The organism is Deltaproteobacteria bacterium HGW-Deltaproteobacteria-4, assembly GCA_002841765.1.
Classification (GTDB): domain Bacteria; phylum Desulfobacterota; class Desulfuromonadia; order Desulfuromonadales; family UBA2197; genus UBA2197.
Genome location: PHAV01000027.1, coordinates 1 through 17,476, shown reverse-complemented (window position 1 = coordinate 17,476; position 17,476 = coordinate 1). Strand labels below are relative to the sequence as shown.

Here is a 17,476-nt window from a genome sequence, read left to right as displayed (position 1 = left end):
TGGAAATCGGCACTCAATCAGTTTACGATCATCTTCGGCGACAGGATGCCGACTTATTAACCGACAAACCCATTTACACAAAATCCTTTACAGGCCCATCTCACGCCAAAAGGTCCCGAGGGGGCGTTGGTAAGTTATGTAACTTGTGAACAGATTTTTGAGAATTACAAATAAAACTGTGTCAGACTCAGTTGTGTTTCAATTAATAACGTATCAATAACGTTTATTAAATGGGTGAACTTCGCAACCTGCTCCGAAAAAGCATCGAACCGGTATCAATGACAAACTTCAAAACCTACATCCACCACTTCGCCCATCTCCGCCGGGCACCCAACGCCGTCTTCACGGCGGCCAGCAAACGACAGGCCCCGCACAAGCCGCTCCTGCTGCTGGCGGTCCTCGACCTGGTCGCGCGTGGCGTCATCACCTCACCCTTCATCGCTGTCACCGGCGATCTGACCGAACTTAACGAACTCTTCAACCTCTACTGGCGGCGCATCATCCCGCTCGGACAGACCAGCAGCATCGCCTTTCCCTTCTCCCGCCTGCACAACGAACCGTTCTGGGAACTGGTGCCGCTGCCGGGACATGAGATCATCCCGGCAACGGTCAACAACATCAGCTCGGTCAGCCAACTGCGCACCGTCACCCTCGGCGCCCGCCTCGACGAAGACCTTTTCGATGCCATGCAGCAGCCCGAAAGCCGCAACGCCCTGCGCGAGTCGTTGTTGCGTTCCTGTTTTTCGGACGAGGCGCGGGCGATGCTGGAGGAACAGGCCGTCAACAACGCCGAGGCCTACAGCTACAGTCTGGAACTGGAGGAGAAGAGCCATCTGCCGCTGGTCAATGAGACCTTGGGCGCGGACGCTTACAAGCCCGCTGTGCGTGATCAGGGTTTCCGGCGTATCGTTGTCACCACCTACGACCACCGCTGCGCCCTCTGCGGCGTGCGGATCGTCACCCCGGAAGGGCACACCGTCGTCGATGCCGCTCACATCGTCCGTTGGAGCAAGACCCAGAATGACGACATCCGTAACGGTATGGCGCTGTGCAAACTCTGCCACTGGGCCTTCGATGAAGGGATGCTGGGCGTTTGCGACAATTACAACGTCATCACCTCGCGCCAGATTGGCCTCATTCCTAACGCCCCCGGTTTCCTGTTGACCCTTAGCGGTCGCAGCATCATCCCGCCGCCGGACCGCGACCTCTGGCCGGCGCAGCAGTATCTGGCGGTACATCGGCGGGAATGGCGGTTGTAAGGATGTTCAATGCCCCCTCTCATCTGGCCTGCGGCCACCTTCTCCCTCATGGAGAAGGGTGAATTATCACAAAGATTAAATAACAGTGTTGGTTCCTCAAAAATCGACAGACAGCGATGGAGAAAGCTCATCGAAAAGAATCAGCAACAGAGAGAGACCGAAGAGGGCGTGGTTGTGCCGGTGGAGCAGATTGACCCCGTGACGCTGCGCAATCTTGTGACTGAATTTGTAACGCGAGAATGGACGGAACTCACGGATGGCGGATCATCGTTGGAGAGTCAGGTTCAGCAGGTTCTTCGCCAGTTAAAAGAGGGGAAGGTTTTGATTGTCTTCGACCTCAAGAGCGAGACCTGCAACCTCGTCCCCAAAGAGAGCCTCCCTGGACAACTGCTGGAGCAATGATATGTTTGAGAGCCAGTACAACGCAGAGATGGAGGAGTGAACATGAACCGGAAATTGGCGCGATCGAAGACCGATAAAATGCTGGGCGGTGTTTGTGGCGGCATTGCCGAATATTTCGACTGGCCGTCGTGGGTGGTGCGCTTTGTCTATGTGCTGGTCAGCATCCTCAGCGCGGCTTTCCCCGGCATCCTGATCTATCTCCTCCTCTGGTTGCTGATGCCGCTCAAACAGGACGATTGATTCTTCCCGGCAGAATATGATAATCGATGCGTCCGTTCCTTCAACCGGATTATCTGCGCCGCAGGAGGACTGAATCGTCTCCCGGCAATAAAAAGCACCCCCTTCAGAACGGAGTAACCCCTTGGATAATAATGATGTACTGCGTCGGATCCGCTATGTATTCGATTTCAGCGATTCGACGATGATGGCGCTCTTTGGCCTGGCGGATTTACCGGTCACCCGCGAACAGATCAGTGCCTGGCTGAAGAAAGAGGGGGATCCGGCGGGGCAACCCTGCAGCGACACCGAGTTGGCGATCTTTTTGAATGGTTTGATTGTCGATAAACGCGGCAAAAAAGAAGGGCCGCAACCGGTGCCGGAGCGGCGTCTGAATAACAACATCATCTTCCGGAAGCTGAAGATCGCCCTGAATCTGCAAGCCGAAGAGATTCTGGAAATCATGGCGCTGGTGAAGGTGAAGATCAGCAAGCACGAATTGAGTGCGTTCTTCCGCGCCCCCGGTCACAATCACTACCGCGAGTGTAACGATCAGATGCTGAGGAATTTTCTGCGGGGTTTGCAGTTGAAATACCGGGGTGATCTCACCGAGGCGGAAGCGGCTTCTTGAGAAAAGTTCAGGGAAGGGACGCCCGGAAAAAATCAGCTTGACAGAAGCAACGTCTCCACGGTATACAGACCACCGTTTTCGGGTCATCCCGATTTCTTGAGCAATCCTTGGCGGTGTAGCTCAGTTGGTTAGAGCATGCGGCTCATATCCGCAGTGTCCGGAGTTCGAATCTCTGCACCGCCACCATTTAATAATAGCCCCCTCTGTCCCCAGAGGGGGCTATTTGCTTAGCGGCGAAGATGTCACCCTCCCGGCTTGTCGACAATTTTTTGCAGCAACTCCAGGCCGACGGGCTGATTCGCTCGTCGGAGCGGATCCTTGTCGGCCTTTCCGGCGGCAGCGATTCCGTAGCCCTCCTTTATCTCCTCCGTGCTGTTGCCCCCTCCTTGCCGTTCACCCTGGTTGCCGCCCACCTTGATCACGCCATGCGGCCGCAAAGTGGCGACGATGTCGCTTTTGTCCGTGCTCTCTGTGGGCGGTTGAATATTCCGCTGCACTGCGAGCGGGTCGATGTCCCGGCCCTGGCGGCGACAAAAAAGGTCGGGCTGGAAGAGGCGGGACGTTTGGCGCGGCAGGCCTTTTTGTCCCGGATCGCGGCACAATCCGGCTGTACGGCGATCGCCCTTGGCCATCATCGCGGCGATCAGGCGGAGACGATCCTGCATCATCTCGCTCGGGGCTGCGGATTGCACGGTCTGGCCTGCATGCGCCGGCGGCGCGGGCTCTTTGTCCGCCCTCTTCTGACCTATAGCAAGGCAGAGCTCCTCGCCTATCTCAAGGAGATCCAGGCAGAATTTGTGGTCGATGCCAGTAACGATGAACTGAACTTTACCCGTAACCGGATCCGCCATCAGTTCCTGCCGCTCTTTGCCACTTTGAATCCGCAGATTGAAGCGACTCTCGGAGTTCTCGCCGCGGTGGCGGCGCATGAAGATGATTACTGGCAGGGAGAGATGGTGCGCCTTGCCGCCCTCCTGGTGCAGAAAGACGGTGACACTGTCAGTCTGAGCGTTGCCGGTCTGCTCCTTCTTCATCCGGCGCAGCGTTATCGTCTCCTCCATCTGCTTTTGACCCCCTTTGCCCGAAAGGCGATGAAAGAGGTCGGCTTCCGTCACGTCTCGGCCCTCGACCTCTTCCTCGCTTCGTCTGTGCCGCAAGGAGAGGTTCATCTTCCGGGCGTCCGTGCCCTGCGCCGTTATGATCAACTCTCCCTGTCTCCGCAATCGCTGCTGCCGATCAAGCCTTCCATTATCCCCTGGTCGCTGGAAATCTCCGGACCGGGATTTTATCCCCTGCCTTCGGGCGGAGCATTGCGAATTGAACCCGGAGAATCTTTGCCGGGCGGTGGAGAAGAGGTGGTGGAATTCGATGCGGCCGCTCTTCCCTTCCCCTGGACCGTGCGTAGGGTGCAGCCGGGAGATCGGTTGCGTCTGGCGGGCATGTCTGGACGAAAGCGCCTTAAAGAGTTGCTGATGGAGCAGAAAATCCCCCTGGAGGAGCGTCGCCGGCTTTATGTCCTGGCAACGGACGAGATCCTTTGGGTCGTCGGCGTCAGACGTTCTGGTCTTTGCTTCCCTCGTTATGGCCAAGGTGTCTGGCGGGTCGTTTATCTGCCGTCTAATTCCTCTGCAGCCCCTTAAAGGCCTTGAGTGTCCCTTCTTCTTGTGGTAAATATCATGGAATTTTCCATGTCTGCCGTCGGGCTTCGCCGGCGGGAAAAAATCTTGTACGGGGGTTCCCTTGAATCAATTCTATAAAAATCTTGCACTGTGGCTGGTCATCCTTTTAGTTATGGTCCTGCTTTACGACATGGTCGCCAATAAAAAACAGGATCTAAAGGTCCTGCCTTACTCTGACTTTGTCGTGGCTGTGACCGAAGGTCAGGTCAAAGAGGTCGTCATTCAGGGGCCGAATGTCGAAGGGAAGATGCAGGATAATACCGCCTTCAAGACTTACGCTCCCAATGATCTCGGACTCATTCCCGATCTGCGCGCCAAAGGGGTGACGATCAATGCCCGCCCCGAGGACGATCGCGGTATCTGGTTCACCCTCCTCATCTCCTGGGGGCCGATTATCCTGTTGATCGGCGTCTGGATCTTCTTTATGCGCCAGATGCAATCCGGTGGCGGCAAAGCCATGAGTTTCGGCAAGAGCCGCGCCAAGCTCCTTACCGAGAGTGATGGCACGGTCACGTTTAAGGATGTCGCCGGTATCGATGAAGCCAAGGAGGAACTCGAAGAGATCGTCGCTTTCCTCAAAGATCCGAAGAAGTTTTCCCGTCTCGGCGGGCGGATCCCCAAAGGTGTTTTGTTGGTCGGCTCACCGGGTACCGGTAAGACCCTCCTGGCCCGAGCCATTGCCGGTGAGGCCGGAGTCCCTTTCTATTCGATTTCCGGTTCTGATTTCGTTGAGATGTTTGTCGGCGTCGGCGCGTCGCGGGTGCGCGATCTCTTTGTCCAGGGGAAGAAGAACGCTCCCTGTATTATCTTCATCGATGAGATCGATGCGGTTGGTCGGCATCGCGGCGCTGGATTGGGCGGCGGCCATGACGAGCGCGAGCAGACTCTCAATCAGCTCCTCGTCGAGATGGATGGTTTTGAGTCGAACGAAGGGGTTATCCTTATCGCCGCGACCAACCGTCCTGATGTCCTCGATCCGGCTCTGCTCCGTCCCGGCCGTTTCGACCGTCAGGTGGTCGTCCCCCGTCCCGATGTCAAAGGCCGGCGTATGATTCTTGATGTCCATGCCCGCAAGGTGCCGGTGGCTGACGATGTCAATCTCGAAGTCCTCGCCAAGGGGACGCCCGGTTTCTCCGGGGCCGATCTTGCCAATCTGGTGAATGAAGCGGCGCTTTTGGCGGCCCGCGCTGACAAGAATCAGGTCACCATGAACGATTTCGAGTTGGCCAAGGATAAAGTCATGATGGGGGCGGAGCGTCGCTCCATGGTGATTACCGACAAGGACAAGAAGGTCACGGCTTACCACGAAGCCGGCCATGCGCTGGTTGCGTTCCTCATCCCCGGTTCGGATCCGGTTCACAAAGTTTCGATTATTCCGCGTGGCCGCGCTCTCGGCGTGACCATGTATCTCCCCCTCGAAGAGAAGTACAATGAGAACCGTGAAGGGCTGAATACGATGATCAGCGCCCTCCTCGGCGGGCGTGTTGCCGAAGAGTTGACCTTCTCGACGATTACCAGCGGCGCATCCAATGATATTGAGCGGGCAACGAATATCGCCAGAAAAATGGTTTGCGAGTGGGGGATGAGCGACAAGATCGGACCTCTCTCCTTTGGCGAGAAAGAGGGCGAAGTCTTCCTGGGTCGCGACATGGGGCACATGAAGAATTACAGTGAGTCGACGGCGGTTGAGATCGACATGGAGATCCGCCGGATTGTTACCGAGAATCATCAGCGCACCCGGAAGCTTTTGAGTGACAATCAGGACGCCTTGATCCGCATCGGAGAAGCTCTGCTTGAGAAGGAGACTCTGGACGGAGCTGAAGTGCGGAGATTGGTTTTCGGAGAAGAAGCTCCCCCGGTTGCTGCACCCATTGAGAGCGTTGCTGCTGTGACAGTCGAAGAAGGAACTGCTGGCGAGGCATGAAAAGAACCCTGGCCGGGAGACGCGCTTCCCTGATTCTCGACCGGCCACGGATCATGGGGATTCTCAATGTCACCCCGGATTCTTTTTCAGACGGGGGACAATTCCAGCAAATAGATCGTGCTCTGCGCCGCGCCGAGGAGATGGTGGCTGAAGGTGCTGACCTCATTGATGTCGGCGGTGAAAGCACCCGGCCCGGAGCGGCGCTTGTCTCTGCCTCCCGGGAATTGGATCGGATCATTCCGGTTATTGCTGCTATTCACGCCCGTATCGATATCCCCCTTTCCGTCGATACCAATAAAGCAACGGTGGCTGCGGCCGCGTTGGCAAACGGTGCCGATTGGGTTAACGACGTCAGCGGACTGACCTTTGATGCCGAGATGGCGGCTGTGGTTGCGGCTCACGACGGCGGCCTCTTTGTGATGCACACGCGCGGCACCCCGGCGCAGATGCAGCAAAAGGCGCACTACGATGATGTTGTCGCCGAGGTGCTGGCGGAACTCAAGGTTTCGGTCGCCACCGCCCTGAACGCCGGCATTCCGGCCGAGCGGCTGGCCATCGATCCCGGCATCGGCTTTGCCAAAGATCTTGCCGGCAACCTCGAATTACTGCGGCGCCTCGATGAATTCACGGTTCTCGATCTGCCGATCCTCCTTGGTACGTCACGCAAAAGCTTCATCGGTCAAATCCTGCAACAGCCGCATCCGGTCGACCGTCTTTACGGCACGCTGGCAACAATTGCCCTCGGTGTGGCCAAGGGGGCGATGCTGCTGCGGGTGCACGATGTCCGTGCGGCGCGAGAAACGGCGCTGATGAGCTGGGCGATTCTGCGGTCGTAAAAAAGTTGCCGGGATTTTGAAGCGCATTTCACGAAAACAATCAAGATGAGCGGGTGAAGGATGAGTGAACTTTTCGACATGTTCAAAGGCTTGCGCTGGCTTTTCGACCTGATCGACATCCTGCTGGTCGCGTTCATCCTTTATCGTATTATTCTGCTGATCAAGGGGACTCGGGCGGTGCAGATGCTCCTTGGTCTTGCCGTTGTCTTCCTCGTTTACCTCACATCGCAGGTGATGGGTCTTTATACCCTGCACTGGCTCCTCGACAACTTCCTTTCTTCAATTATTCTCGTCATTGTCGTTATCTTTCAGAGTGATATCCGCCGGGCTCTTATTCATTTCGGTAAAAATCCCTTTTACACAGACGACACCTATCGGGATGAAGATGAAGTTCTCGATGAGATTGTCAAAGCCTGCACGAGCATGGCGAAAAAACAGGTCGGTGCTCTCATTGTTCTCGAACGGGAGACCGGGCTGAATGACTTTCTGGAAGTCGGCGTCGAACTCGATGCCAAGATCTCAAGCGATCTCATCGTCTCTGTCTTCCTTCCTTATTCGCCGATTCATGACGGGGCCCTGGTGATTCAGAAGGGCCGGATTTCCCGGGCTGGTTGTTTTCTGCCGCTGGCACAGAATCCCGATATCAGCAAGAATCTCGGTACCCGCCATCGCGCTGCCATCGGCTTGACCGAATTGGTCGATGCGGCGGTGATTGTCGTCTCGGAAGAGACTGGCCGCATTACTATTGTCGTTGCCGGCAAGATGACAAAAGATCTTGATGCCGTGGCGCTGCGCCGGGTGCTCAAGCGACTCCTCGATTCCAAGCGTACCCGTATACGCAAGCAGGCTTGATGATGCTGTCATTTATCAACGAAAACTGGAAGATGAAGGTTCTGGCCCTCGGTTGTGCGCTGCTCCTGTGGTTTTATGTCATGGGTGAACGCCGTCTCGAAGTCGCTTATGCCGTCCCTATCGAATTGAAGAACGTTCCCCAGGGAATGGTCGTGACCAATGATCTGCCCAAAAATATTGACATCCGCCTCAGCGGACCGCGAGCGCTTTTGACGGATTTGAATCAGAAAGACATTCGCATCTCTATCGATCTGGTCGGTCTGAAGCCGGGGGTCACCACCTTTAGCCGTCTTGATGACCATCTTCGTCTGCCGGGCGGAATTCAGACAACGCGGATCTCGCCCTCTTTCGTTGATGTGAAACTCGAACAGATTATCGATAAGGCTGTGCCGTTGCGGCCGCGACTTAGCGGGCAACTTCCCAGCGGTTATCGTCTTGTTGCTATTAATGTTCTGCCGGAGCAGGTGGTCGTGCAAGGGGCTGAAGGGGAGATAGCCGGCGTCAGCGAAGTGCTGACCGACCGGATCGAGCTCGCTGAGCTCAAGGGGAGCAGCGAGTTGACGGTTCCTCTTGATTATCGGGGAAAGTACAGTCAGATCAAGGACGTTAAAAATGCCAATGTCCGTTTGCAGATAAAGAAAGATGTTCGTGAAAAGGTTCCGGCGACAAGTCCGGCGGAAGGGAAATTATGAGGAAACTTTTTGGGACTGACGGCGTTCGGGGTGTGGCCAATATCGATCCGATGACGACCGAGATGGCGATGCAACTCGGTCGTGCGGCAGGTTATATTTTCAAAAAGGATGACCGTCGTCATCGGATTGTCATCGGTAAGGATACCCGTCTTTCCGGCTATATGCTGGAAAACGCCCTGGTCGCGGGAATCTGTTCCATGGGGGTCGATGTCATGCTGGTCGGACCGTTGCCGACCCCGGGGATTGCTTTTATCACCAGTTCGATGCGGGCCGATGCCGGAGTAGTGATCTCGGCTTCGCATAATCCTTATCAGGATAACGGTATCAAGTTCTTCTCTGCCGACGGTTTCAAGCTGCCGGACGAACTCGAACTCAAGATCGAGAATCTGATCTTTTCCAAAAAGATCGATTCGCTGCGCCCGACAGCCGCCGAAGTCGGCAAGGCTTACCGGATTGATGATGCCAAGGGGCGCTATGTTGTCTTTCTCAAGAATACGTTCCCGCGAAATCTTGATCTCAAGGGATTGAAGATCGTCCTCGATTGTGCCAATGGCGCAGCTTACAAAGTCGCGCCGGCCGTCCTGGAGGAACTCGGGGCGGAAGTGATCGCCCTCGGGGTGTCGCCGAACGGGACGAATATCAATGCCGGCTGTGGGTCAATGCATCCTGAGTTGATGGCGGAAGCGGTCCGCGAACATCGCGCCCATCTCGGCATTGCTCTCGACGGCGACGCTGATCGGGCGATCTTTGTCGACGAATTCGGTCATGAGGTCGATGGCGATCAGATTATGGCGATCTGCGGTATCGACATGATCAAGTCTGGAACGCTGGCGCATAAGACCGTGGTGGCGACGGTCATGAGCAACATGGGGCTCGATATCGCCCTGCGTCGTGCCGGCGGACAGGTGGTCAAGACCGCGGTCGGTGACCGCTATGTTGTCGAAGAGATGCTGCGCGGCGGGTATAATCTCGGTGGTGAGCAGTCCGGCCATATGATCTTTCTCGATCATAATACCACCGGTGACGGCACCCTGACGGCCTTGCAGGTCCTGGCCATTATCCAGCGCACCGGGAAGACCCTTTCGGAGCTGGCGCAGGTGATGATCGCTTTGCCTCAGGTCCTTCTCAATGTTCGCGTCGAGCGCCGAGCCGATCTTGGGGAATTCCCCGAGATTACCCGTATTATTCAAGAGATTGAAGCAAAGCTCGGAGAGGACGGACGGGTCTTGATCCGTTACTCCGGGACTGAGCCGCTGCTGCGGATTATGCTCGAAGGTCCTGATAAAGTTGAGATTACCGGGATGGCGCATACCATCGCCGATTGTGTGACACAGCACCTTGGCGGCAAGAAGGAGGGTAAAAAGTAGTGGCGAGATTAGGAGTCAATGTTGATCATGTCGCCACCGTGCGTCAGGCGCGGGGGACGAAGGAGCCGGACCCGGTCACGGCTGCGGCCCTGGCGGAGTTGGCCGGTGCCGAAGGAATTACTGTGCATCTGCGCGAGGATCGTCGCCACATTCAGGATCGGGATGTGGAAATCCTGCGGCAGACGGTGCAGAGTCGTTTGAATCTGGAGATGGCGGCAACGGATGAAATGGTGGCGATTGCCCTGCGTCTGCGTCCCGATTGTGTGACCCTCGTTCCCGAAAAACGTCAGGAATTGACGACCGAGGGGGGGCTCGATGTCCTTGGTCAGAGTGAACATCTCCGCCCGCGGATCGCTGCCATGCAGGCGGTGGGGATTATCGTCAGCCTCTTTGTCGATCCAGAGCGCAAACAGATCGAAGCAGCGAGTCATGTCGGTGCCGACTTTATCGAAATCCATACCGGCTGCTATTGCGAGGCCGTGACTGTAGAAAGCCAGACGCTGGAGTTGGCAAAGATTGCCGAAGCGATCCGGGTCGGCAAGCAGTGTGGCCTGGGGGTCAATGCAGGGCACGGGCTTAATTACCGCAATATTGCTCCAATCGTCGCCCTCGGCGGGATTGAGGAGTATAATATCGGCCATAGCATCGTCTCCCGTGCGCTTTTTGTCGGCATGGAGCGGGCCGTGCGCGAGATGGTGGAGTTGATTCGCTAGATGATAATCGGTCTCGGTGTCGATCTCGCCCGCGCCAGTCGCTTTACCAAGTTGCTGGCAAAGGAGAAGCGCGGGGTGATCACGCGGGTCTTTACGCCGGATGAGCTGGCGTACGCGTTGGCGATGAAAAACCCCGCCCCCCATCTTGCGGCGCGCTTTGCGGCCAAGGAAGCCTTTGTCAAGGCCCTGGGGCTGGGGCTGCGGGATGGCATGAGTTGGCAGGAGATAGAGGTCGTGCGTAATGGGTTGGGGGCCCCGTCATTGCGGCTCTCAGGTCATGCCGAAGAACACGCCGCTGCGCGGGGGGTGACGAACATTCACCTTTCCTACAGCCATGAAGGGGATTATGCCAGCGCCACAGTCATTCTGGAGAGCTCATGAAGATCCTCACTGCTGAACAGATGCGCGAAGCGGATCGCCGCACTATCGTTGATCTGGGAATCCCCGGTGTCGTGCTGATGGAGAGTGCCGGGCGGGCCGTGGCAGGCGAAATCCTGCAGCGCTATTCGCAGCTTGCGCCCGGTCCGGTGCTGCTCCTTTGTGGCAAAGGAAATAATGGCGGCGATGGTCTGGTTGTGGCCCGCACACTGCTGCAGCAGGGCTGGCAGGTGACAACAGTCCTTTTCGCGGCGGAAGCGGCGATCAGTGGTGATGCCCGGCTGTATCTTGATATCCTCCAGCGTCTCGACGCTCCGATTGAATATGCCGAAGATGTGCCTGGCGTAGAAAACCTTCTCACCCGCCTCCCGGTACCGGCCTTGATCGTCGATGCCCTCTTCGGAACCGGTCTTTCCTCTCCGGTCAGCGGCCATTATGCTGCTGCCATTGACTGGATGAACCGCTCACCGGCGCTGAAGGTGGCTATTGACATTCCGTCCGGCCTCGATGCCAGCAGCGGCGCGATTCTTGGCTCGGTCCTTTATGCCGATCTGACTGTGACCCTGGCGGCCGCCAAGCTTGGTCAGGTGATTTATCCCGGTGTGACTTGCTGTGGTGAACTGGTTGTCGCCGAAATCGGCATCCCGCAAGCAGTGCTGGATGAAATCGCCGCCGGCATCCTCCTGGAGGCCGGAGATGTGCGCGGTTTTCTCCCGGCGCGTCCGGAGGTTGGCCACAAGGGAACCTTCGGGCATCTGCTGCTTGTTGCCGGTTCTTGCGGTAAGTCCGGTGCCGCTGCTTTGGCGGCCAGGGCCGCTCTGCGGGCCGGTGCCGGTCTTGTCACCGTCGCCACCCCGGCTTCGCAGCAAGCAACGTTGGCGGTCAAGCTCACCGAGGCGATGATCTCCCCCCTTGACGAAGTCGCTGGCGAACTTGCCGAGACGTCCTTCCCGCAGATAGCGAGGCTTTGGCAGGACAAGAAGGTTCTCGCTATCGGTCCCGGTTTGGGGCGGAGCATTGCAACGGTGGCATTGGTCCAGAAAGTTATTAAGGACTGTCCGTTGCCGCTGGTGATTGACGCTGACGCCCTCTTTGCACTCGCCGGGTCCACTGAGTTGTTGATGGCGCGACCGGTCGGCACGACGATTCTGACCCCGCATCCCGGCGAGATGGCACATTTGCTTGGAATCTCCGTTGCTGACGTTGAGTCGGATCGCGTCGGCATGGCACGGCGTTTCGCTGAGACGCACGGCGTCATTCTCGTGCTCAAGGGTGCTCGCACCGTCATTGCCGCCCCGGATGGCGGAATCATGATCAATCCGACCGGCCATGCCGGCATGGCCAGCGGTGGGATGGGGGATCTCCTCACCGGCATTATTGCCGCCCTGCTTTGTCAGGGCGCCCCGCCCCTGGCAGCGGCGGCGGCCGCTGTATGGCTGCATGGTCGCTGTGGTGACCGTCTCCGCCCCCGCTTCGGGGATGCCGGTTTATTGGCGAGTGATCTGCTGGTGGAGATTCCGGGCGCTCGTTGCGAAATCATTTCCCTTTAATATTGACCAATAACCCTTGCTTGAGGAGTTCATTCATGTTGACCGCACGCGATATCATGACCACAAATATTCATACAGTCACTCCGGAGATGTCAGTTGATGATCTGGCCCGGGCTTTTGTTGAGAAAAAAGTCAGCACCCTGCCGGTGGTCGATGCGACCGGAACGCTGGTCGGAATTGTTTCAGCCACCGATCTGATTGAACAGGATAAACCCCTGCATATCCCCACCGTCATTGCCATCTTTGATATGGTCATTTATCTCGAGAGTGAAAAGAATTTTCGTGACGAGGTCGAAAAGATGACGGCCCGGACCGTCGGTGAAATCTGTAAGCGTGACGTGGTTACCTGCTCCCCCGGCATGGAAGTCGCTGCTATCGCGGCGGTTATGACTGAAAAGAAAGTGCATTTACTGCCGGTTGTTGAAGACTGTAAGCTGGTTGGCGTTGTCGGGCGTCACGATATTCTTCGCTCGATGAATCTTTAACGTGCAACGACATACCTTTTTAACCACATCACCGGAAGGGACTGAAGCTCTGGGGCGGCGCCTGGGCGCGATCCTTTCTCCACCGGCGCTGCTCCTCTTAAACGGCGATCTCGGGGCCGGCAAGACCTGTTTCGTACGCGGCCTTGCGCGTGGTCTGGACGTTGCTGCCGATGAACCGGTGACAAGTCCCACCTATGCCCTGATGCACCATTATCAGGGGCGCCATGATCTTTACCATTTTGACCTGTATCGTCTCTCCGGTTGGGGGGATTTACACGAAATTGGTTTTGATGAATATGTCGAATCGGGCAAGATCGTCGTCGTCGAATGGGCCGAGCGGGCCGCCGGTGCCGGGTTGGAAGGTTTAGAAATTTCCTTTTCTCTGCAGGACGAGAACAGCCGTTCTATTGAAATGATTGCTACGGCCGCAGGGGATATCGCCTTGCTCCAGCGACTGGCAGTGTCATCCTGAAAAAACGTTTTGACCGTCTGCAACTTATCTGATATTAAAAGTCTTCTTGAATGTTATACTTCGTTTAGTTCGCTCCGGTGACGGGTCCGTCGCATAATCGAAAGAAGGAGGATGCACAAGTATGGCTCTGGTGGTGCAGAAGTACGGTGGGACATCAATGGGTTCTATCGAGCGGATTCGCAACGTCGCCAAGCGTGTGGCTAAAACCTACGACGAAGGAAATGACCTGGTCGTGGTGGTTTCGGCGATGTCGGGGGAGACCAATAAGCTGGTCGCTCTGGCCAACGAGATGTGTGAATTTCCGAGTGAGCGCGAATATGATGTGATGGTTGCCACCGGTGAGCAGGTATCGATGTCGCTTCTGGCGATGGCGCTTCAATCCATGGGCTACAAGGCGAAGAGTTACTGTGGTTTTCAGTTGCCGATTATCACTGATAGCGCTTTCTCCAAAGCACGTATTGAAGAGATCGACGATAAAAGAGTGCGTGAAGATCTGAAAAACGGCGTGATCGTTGTCGTTGCCGGCTTTCAGGGGATTGACCGGCAGGGGAACCTGACCACCCTCGGGCGCGGCGGTTCCGACACATCCGCCGTCGCTGTTGCCGCCGCTATGAAGGCGGACGTTTGTGAGATTTACACCGATGTCGACGGGATCTATACTACCGATCCGAGAATTGTCCCGGAAGCCTCTAAGTTGGAGAAGATCTCTTACGACGAGATGCTGGAGATGGCGTCGCTCGGATCCAAGGTCTTACAGATTCGTTCAGTCGAATTTGCCAAAAAATATGACGTCGTTGTTCATGTCCGTTCAAGTTTCAATGACAATCCAGGAACCCTGGTGACGAAGGAGGATGCCGAGATGGAGGCAGTGCTGGTTTCGGGGATCACTTATAATAAGGATGAAGCAAAAATTTCGGTTCTTCGCGTCCCTGACCGCCCCGGGATTGCGGCGAAGCTCTTTTCGCCCCTCTCCGCAGCGAATATTACCGTCGATATGATCATTCAGAACGTTTCGCATGATGGCCTGAATGATATGACCTTTACCGTCCCCAAGTCTGACTTTAAAAAGGCCCTGAAGATCGTCCAGGAGACAGCGGTGGAGATTGGTGCCGGAAGTGTCACCAGTGACGAAAATATTGCCAAGGTTTCGATCATCGGCGTGGGGATGCGTTCGCACTCCGGAGTCGCCTGCAAAATGTTTGAAACCCTGTCCGGTGAAGGGATCAATATTTTGATGATCTCCACCAGCGAGATCAAAATCTCCTGCATTATCGAATTGAAGTACTCAGAACTGGCAATCCGTGTTCTGCATGAAGCCTTCGGCCTCGATAAGTTGAGTGTCAAGGCGGAATAGATGCCGTTAAGGGTCGTCAGGATGTCGTGAATGAGCAGGGGCGCAGAGGATTGCGCCCCTCAATTCATTATGAAGGGTGAAAATATGAGTCTGGTCAAAATCTACGATACAACTCTCCGGGATGGCACTCAGGCGGAGGATATTTCTTTTTCGGTTGAGGATAAAATTCGCATTGCCCAAAAGCTTGACGAACTCGGCGTCCATTATATCGAAGGGGGCTGGCCGGGTTCTAATCCCAAAGATATCGCTTTTTTTAAAGAAATTCGTTCGGTGAAGCTGAAGCAGGCCAAGATTGCTGCCTTTGGCTCGACCCGCCGCGCCAGGACCACACCAGATCAAGACAACAATATTATCACTCTGATACAGGCTCAGCCCGATGTGGTCACCATCTTCGGCAAGACCTGGGATTTTCATGTACGCGAAGCGTTACGTATCTCTCTGGAAGAGAATCTCGAACTCATCTATGACTCGCTGGCTTATCTGAAAGAGCATGTCGGTGAAGTGATCTACGATGCCGAGCACTTTTTCGACGGTTACAAAGCCAATCCCGAATATGCCCTGCAAACCCTGCTGGCGGCGCAAAAGGCCGGTGTCGACTGTATTGCCCTCTGTGATACCAATGGCGGAACTCTCCCCCATGAATTTTCGGCAATTATTCGTGCTGTTCAATCGGTTATCACGACCCCCTTGGGGATCCATACCCATAATGATGGGGATTGTGCTGTTGCCAATTCTTTGGTGGCGGTCGATCTCGGGATCGTTCAGGTGCAGGGGACGATCAACGGCTTTGGTGAACGCTGCGGCAATGCCAATCTCTGTTCGATCATCCCGGCTCTGCGTTTGAAGATGGGAAAAGAGTGCATCAGCGACGAGCAACTCCGTAACCTCCGTTCGGTTTCGCGTTATGTCTTCGAGTTGGCCAATCTGGTGCCGCATAAGCATCAGGCTTACGTCGGCAACTCGGCCTTTGCCCATAAAGGTGGCGTGCATGTTTCGGCGATTCAGCGCCACCCCGAGACCTACGAGCATATCCGCCCGGAACTGGTCGGCAATCAGACACGTGTACTCGTTTCGGACCTCTCCGGCCGGGCCAATGTCCTGGCCAAGGCGGAAGAGTTTAATCTCAATGTTGACAGCAAGGATCCGATCACGCTGGAGATCCTTGAGAATATCAAGGAGATGGAGAATAAGGGTTATCAGTTCGAGGGGGCGGAAGCGTCCTTTGAGCTGATTATGCGCCGTGCTCTCGGGACGCTGCGCCACTACTTCTCGGTGATCGGTTTCCGGGTCATCGACACTAAACGGCGGGAAGATGATGCCCCGACCTCGGAAGCAACCGTTCAAATTAAAGTCGGCGGACGCATTGAGCATACGGCGGCAGAGGGGAATGGGCCGGTCAATGCTCTCGACAACGCCATTCGTAAAGCCCTGGAAAACTTCTACCCGCAACTGCGTGAGATGAACCTCCTTGATTACAAAGTGCGTGTCCTCCCGGCGGGGAAGGGGACGGCATCGATGACCCGGGTTTTGATAGAGTCAGGAGATGAGAATTCGCGGTGGGGGACTGTCGGGGTCAGCGATAATATTATCGATGCTTCCTACCAGGCCCTCATTGACGCCATCCAGTACAAGTTGCTCAAGGATGAACAATCGAATTGAACTTTTAATCGGAGGGGGGATGCGCGGAACAGGTTTGATTCTTTTACTTTTTTTACTTATAGCGATCTTACATTACAGCCGGTGGGCATTTCCCGAAAGGGAGAACCTGCCGGCTGTAATGCGTTTACAGCCGCAATTAGCGACGATTGCTGTTGTAGATAGTGGCGGGAGTTATCGCTTATACCAATTTCATGACGGTAACAGGTTGAGTGATGTCATAAAAATGACGGATGAGTTTTCCGGAGAAGGGAATTTACTCGAAAAATCCCATGCGTCGCAGGCCTTTTCCGGAGAAGTCGTTAAAGTCACTAAAGTAGAAGGGGAATCTTTTCAGGTTGAGCGCTCATGGCTTTCGGCGCAGCACCGTATTCTGTTGCAGATACCTTTACATCCGGACAGGATGACCGTTCTTGATTGGGAGACTTTACCGGGAATAGGAGAAAAATTGGCGAAAGCAATCGAGAGTGATCGTCAAAAAAATGGCGATTTTAGCGAATTTTCGGCTCTGAAAAGGGTTAAAGGGGTTGGAGTCAAGAAGTTAGAGGCCTGGCAAGAGTATTTTATAGTAAAGAATATCCAGGATAAAAATTGATAATCTATTTAAAACAAATAGTTGAAAAGATGAAGAAAAGAACTCCCGGCGGGAAATGAAAAGTGGCATAACTCGTGTAAATGTTTCATTACACATGAAGAGCCAGACTTGGAACTGATCATTTGCTGAAAAAGGGAGAAAGATCATGACATGTCCGAAATGTAGAGGGCGGATGTATTCCGAGAAATTTTATGATTTTGTTCGCGCCTTCAGCGCTTGGAAATGTACTTGCTGCGGCGAGGTTCTTGACCCGATTATTGTTGCTAATCGTATGCGCCAGCGGAATACTCTGGTGGGTTAGCATTGTTCTGACAAGGGGGCCTGTAAAGGATTTTGTGTAAATGGGTTTGTCGGTTAATAAGTCGGCATCCTGTCGCCGAAGATGATCGTAAACTGATTGAGTGCCGATTTCCAG

19 protein-coding genes and 1 tRNA gene are annotated in these 17,476 nt (G+C 55.2%); all 20 read left to right on the top strand.

Annotated elements, in window-relative coordinates:
- Positions 1-278 precede the first annotated feature (278 nt).
- Positions 279-1,259: an HNH endonuclease gene (locus CVU69_13615; GenBank protein ID PKN11240.1), complete on the top strand. Its 981-nt coding sequence runs from the start codon at positions 279-281 to the stop codon at positions 1,257-1,259.
- A 48-nt stretch (positions 1,260-1,307) separates the two neighbouring features.
- The gene (locus CVU69_13610; protein PKN11239.1) at positions 1,308-1,661 is read left to right on the top strand and encodes a hypothetical protein; all 354 of its coding nucleotides are present in this window, start codon (positions 1,308-1,310) and stop codon (positions 1,659-1,661) included.
- A 36-nt stretch (positions 1,662-1,697) separates the two neighbouring features.
- Positions 1,698-1,901 (top strand): stress-responsive transcriptional regulator, encoded by a 204-nt coding sequence (locus CVU69_13605; protein PKN11236.1) that lies wholly within the window; start codon positions 1,698-1,700, stop codon positions 1,899-1,901.
- Between the two features lie 121 nt (positions 1,902-2,022).
- Positions 2,023-2,508 carry a DUF1456 domain-containing protein gene (locus CVU69_13600; GenBank protein PKN11235.1) on the top strand — a complete coding sequence of 162 codons (486 nt, stop codon included), beginning with the start codon at positions 2,023-2,025 and terminating at the stop codon, positions 2,506-2,508.
- A 109-nt stretch (positions 2,509-2,617) separates the two neighbouring features.
- Positions 2,618-2,694: transfer RNA gene (locus CVU69_13595), tRNA-Met, on the top strand.
- A gap of 53 nt (positions 2,695-2,747) precedes the next feature.
- Positions 2,748-4,148, top strand: coding sequence for a tRNA lysidine(34) synthetase TilS (tilS, locus tag CVU69_13590; protein ID PKN11234.1), 1,401 nt, complete (start codon positions 2,748-2,750; stop codon positions 4,146-4,148).
- Between the two features lie 100 nt (positions 4,149-4,248).
- A complete protein-coding gene (locus CVU69_13585) occupies positions 4,249-6,111 on the top strand; it encodes a cell division protein FtsH (GenBank protein ID PKN11233.1) in 1,863 nt (620 codons plus the stop codon).
- A gap of 53 nt (positions 6,112-6,164) precedes the next feature.
- A complete protein-coding gene (gene folP, locus CVU69_13580) occupies positions 6,165-6,947 on the top strand; it encodes a dihydropteroate synthase (protein ID PKN11238.1) in 783 nt (260 codons plus the stop codon).
- A 60-nt stretch (positions 6,948-7,007) separates the two neighbouring features.
- Positions 7,008-7,799 (top strand): TIGR00159 family protein, encoded by a 792-nt coding sequence (locus tag CVU69_13575; protein ID PKN11232.1) that lies wholly within the window; start codon positions 7,008-7,010, stop codon positions 7,797-7,799.
- Complete coding sequence (locus tag CVU69_13570; protein PKN11231.1) at positions 7,799-8,491, top strand: YbbR domain pair protein; 693 nt, start codon at positions 7,799-7,801, stop codon at positions 8,489-8,491. Before CVU69_13575 ends, CVU69_13570 begins: the two co-directional genes overlap by 1 nt.
- A complete protein-coding gene (locus CVU69_13565; GenBank protein PKN11230.1) occupies positions 8,488-9,858 on the top strand; it encodes a phosphoglucosamine mutase in 1,371 nt (456 codons plus the stop codon). The genes CVU69_13570 and CVU69_13565 overlap by 4 nt, the downstream gene beginning before the upstream one ends.
- Positions 9,858-10,571, top strand: coding sequence for a pyridoxine 5'-phosphate synthase (locus tag CVU69_13560; GenBank protein ID PKN11229.1), 714 nt, complete (start codon positions 9,858-9,860; stop codon positions 10,569-10,571). Before CVU69_13565 ends, CVU69_13560 begins: the two co-directional genes overlap by 1 nt.
- A complete protein-coding gene (acpS, locus tag CVU69_13555; GenBank protein ID PKN11228.1) occupies positions 10,572-10,952 on the top strand; it encodes a 4'-phosphopantetheinyl transferase in 381 nt (126 codons plus the stop codon).
- Positions 10,949-12,499: a bifunctional ADP-dependent NAD(P)H-hydrate dehydratase/NAD(P)H-hydrate epimerase gene (locus tag CVU69_13550; GenBank protein PKN11227.1), complete on the top strand. Its 1,551-nt coding sequence runs from the start codon at positions 10,949-10,951 to the stop codon at positions 12,497-12,499. Before acpS ends, CVU69_13550 begins: the two co-directional genes overlap by 4 nt.
- Positions 12,500-12,534: 35 nt before the next feature.
- Positions 12,535-12,984: a hypothetical protein gene (locus CVU69_13545; GenBank protein ID PKN11226.1), complete on the top strand. Its 450-nt coding sequence runs from the start codon at positions 12,535-12,537 to the stop codon at positions 12,982-12,984.
- Entirely contained in the window at positions 12,977-13,456 is a 480-nt protein-coding gene (locus tag CVU69_13540; protein ID PKN11225.1) for a tRNA (adenosine(37)-N6)-threonylcarbamoyltransferase complex ATPase subunit type 1 TsaE, read from the top strand. Before CVU69_13545 ends, CVU69_13540 begins: the two co-directional genes overlap by 8 nt.
- Positions 13,457-13,577: 121 nt before the next feature.
- Positions 13,578-14,810: an aspartate kinase gene (locus CVU69_13535; GenBank protein ID PKN11224.1), complete on the top strand. Its 1,233-nt coding sequence runs from the start codon at positions 13,578-13,580 to the stop codon at positions 14,808-14,810.
- 84 nt (positions 14,811-14,894) lie between these two features.
- Positions 14,895-16,469 (top strand): citramalate synthase, encoded by a 1,575-nt coding sequence (locus CVU69_13530; protein PKN11237.1) that lies wholly within the window; start codon positions 14,895-14,897, stop codon positions 16,467-16,469.
- On the top strand, positions 16,354-17,061 hold the full coding sequence (locus tag CVU69_13525; protein PKN11223.1) for a hypothetical protein: 708 nt from the start codon (positions 16,354-16,356) through the stop codon (positions 17,059-17,061). Before CVU69_13530 ends, CVU69_13525 begins: the two co-directional genes overlap by 116 nt.
- A gap of 145 nt (positions 17,062-17,206) precedes the next feature.
- Entirely contained in the window at positions 17,207-17,362 is a 156-nt protein-coding gene (locus CVU69_13520) for a hypothetical protein (GenBank protein ID PKN11222.1), read from the top strand.
- Positions 17,363-17,476 lie beyond the last annotated feature (114 nt).

Coding starts and splice junctions, on each gene's coding strand:
- CVU69_13525 (PKN11223.1), top strand. CDS start 16,354: ATGAGAATTCGCGGTGGGGGACTGTCGGGGTCAGCGATAATATTATCG.
- CVU69_13610 (PKN11239.1), top strand. CDS start 1,308: ATGGAGAAGGGTGAATTATCACAAAGATTAAATAACAGTGTTGGTTCC.
- CVU69_13520 (PKN11222.1), top strand. CDS start 17,207: ATGACATGTCCGAAATGTAGAGGGCGGATGTATTCCGAGAAATTTTAT.
- folP (PKN11238.1), top strand. CDS start 6,165: ATGGGGATTCTCAATGTCACCCCGGATTCTTTTTCAGACGGGGGACAA.
- CVU69_13570 (PKN11231.1), top strand. CDS start 7,799: ATGATGCTGTCATTTATCAACGAAAACTGGAAGATGAAGGTTCTGGCC.
- CVU69_13530 (PKN11237.1), top strand. CDS start 14,895: ATGAGTCTGGTCAAAATCTACGATACAACTCTCCGGGATGGCACTCAG.
- CVU69_13545 (PKN11226.1), top strand. CDS start 12,535: ATGTTGACCGCACGCGATATCATGACCACAAATATTCATACAGTCACT.
- CVU69_13565 (PKN11230.1), top strand. CDS start 8,488: ATGAGGAAACTTTTTGGGACTGACGGCGTTCGGGGTGTGGCCAATATC.
- CVU69_13615 (PKN11240.1), top strand. CDS start 279: ATGACAAACTTCAAAACCTACATCCACCACTTCGCCCATCTCCGCCGG.
- CVU69_13535 (PKN11224.1), top strand. CDS start 13,578: ATGGCTCTGGTGGTGCAGAAGTACGGTGGGACATCAATGGGTTCTATC.
- CVU69_13550 (PKN11227.1), top strand. CDS start 10,949: ATGAAGATCCTCACTGCTGAACAGATGCGCGAAGCGGATCGCCGCACT.
- acpS (PKN11228.1), top strand. CDS start 10,572: ATGATAATCGGTCTCGGTGTCGATCTCGCCCGCGCCAGTCGCTTTACC.
- CVU69_13575 (PKN11232.1), top strand. CDS start 7,008: ATGAGTGAACTTTTCGACATGTTCAAAGGCTTGCGCTGGCTTTTCGAC.
- tilS (PKN11234.1), top strand. CDS start 2,748: ATGTCACCCTCCCGGCTTGTCGACAATTTTTTGCAGCAACTCCAGGCC.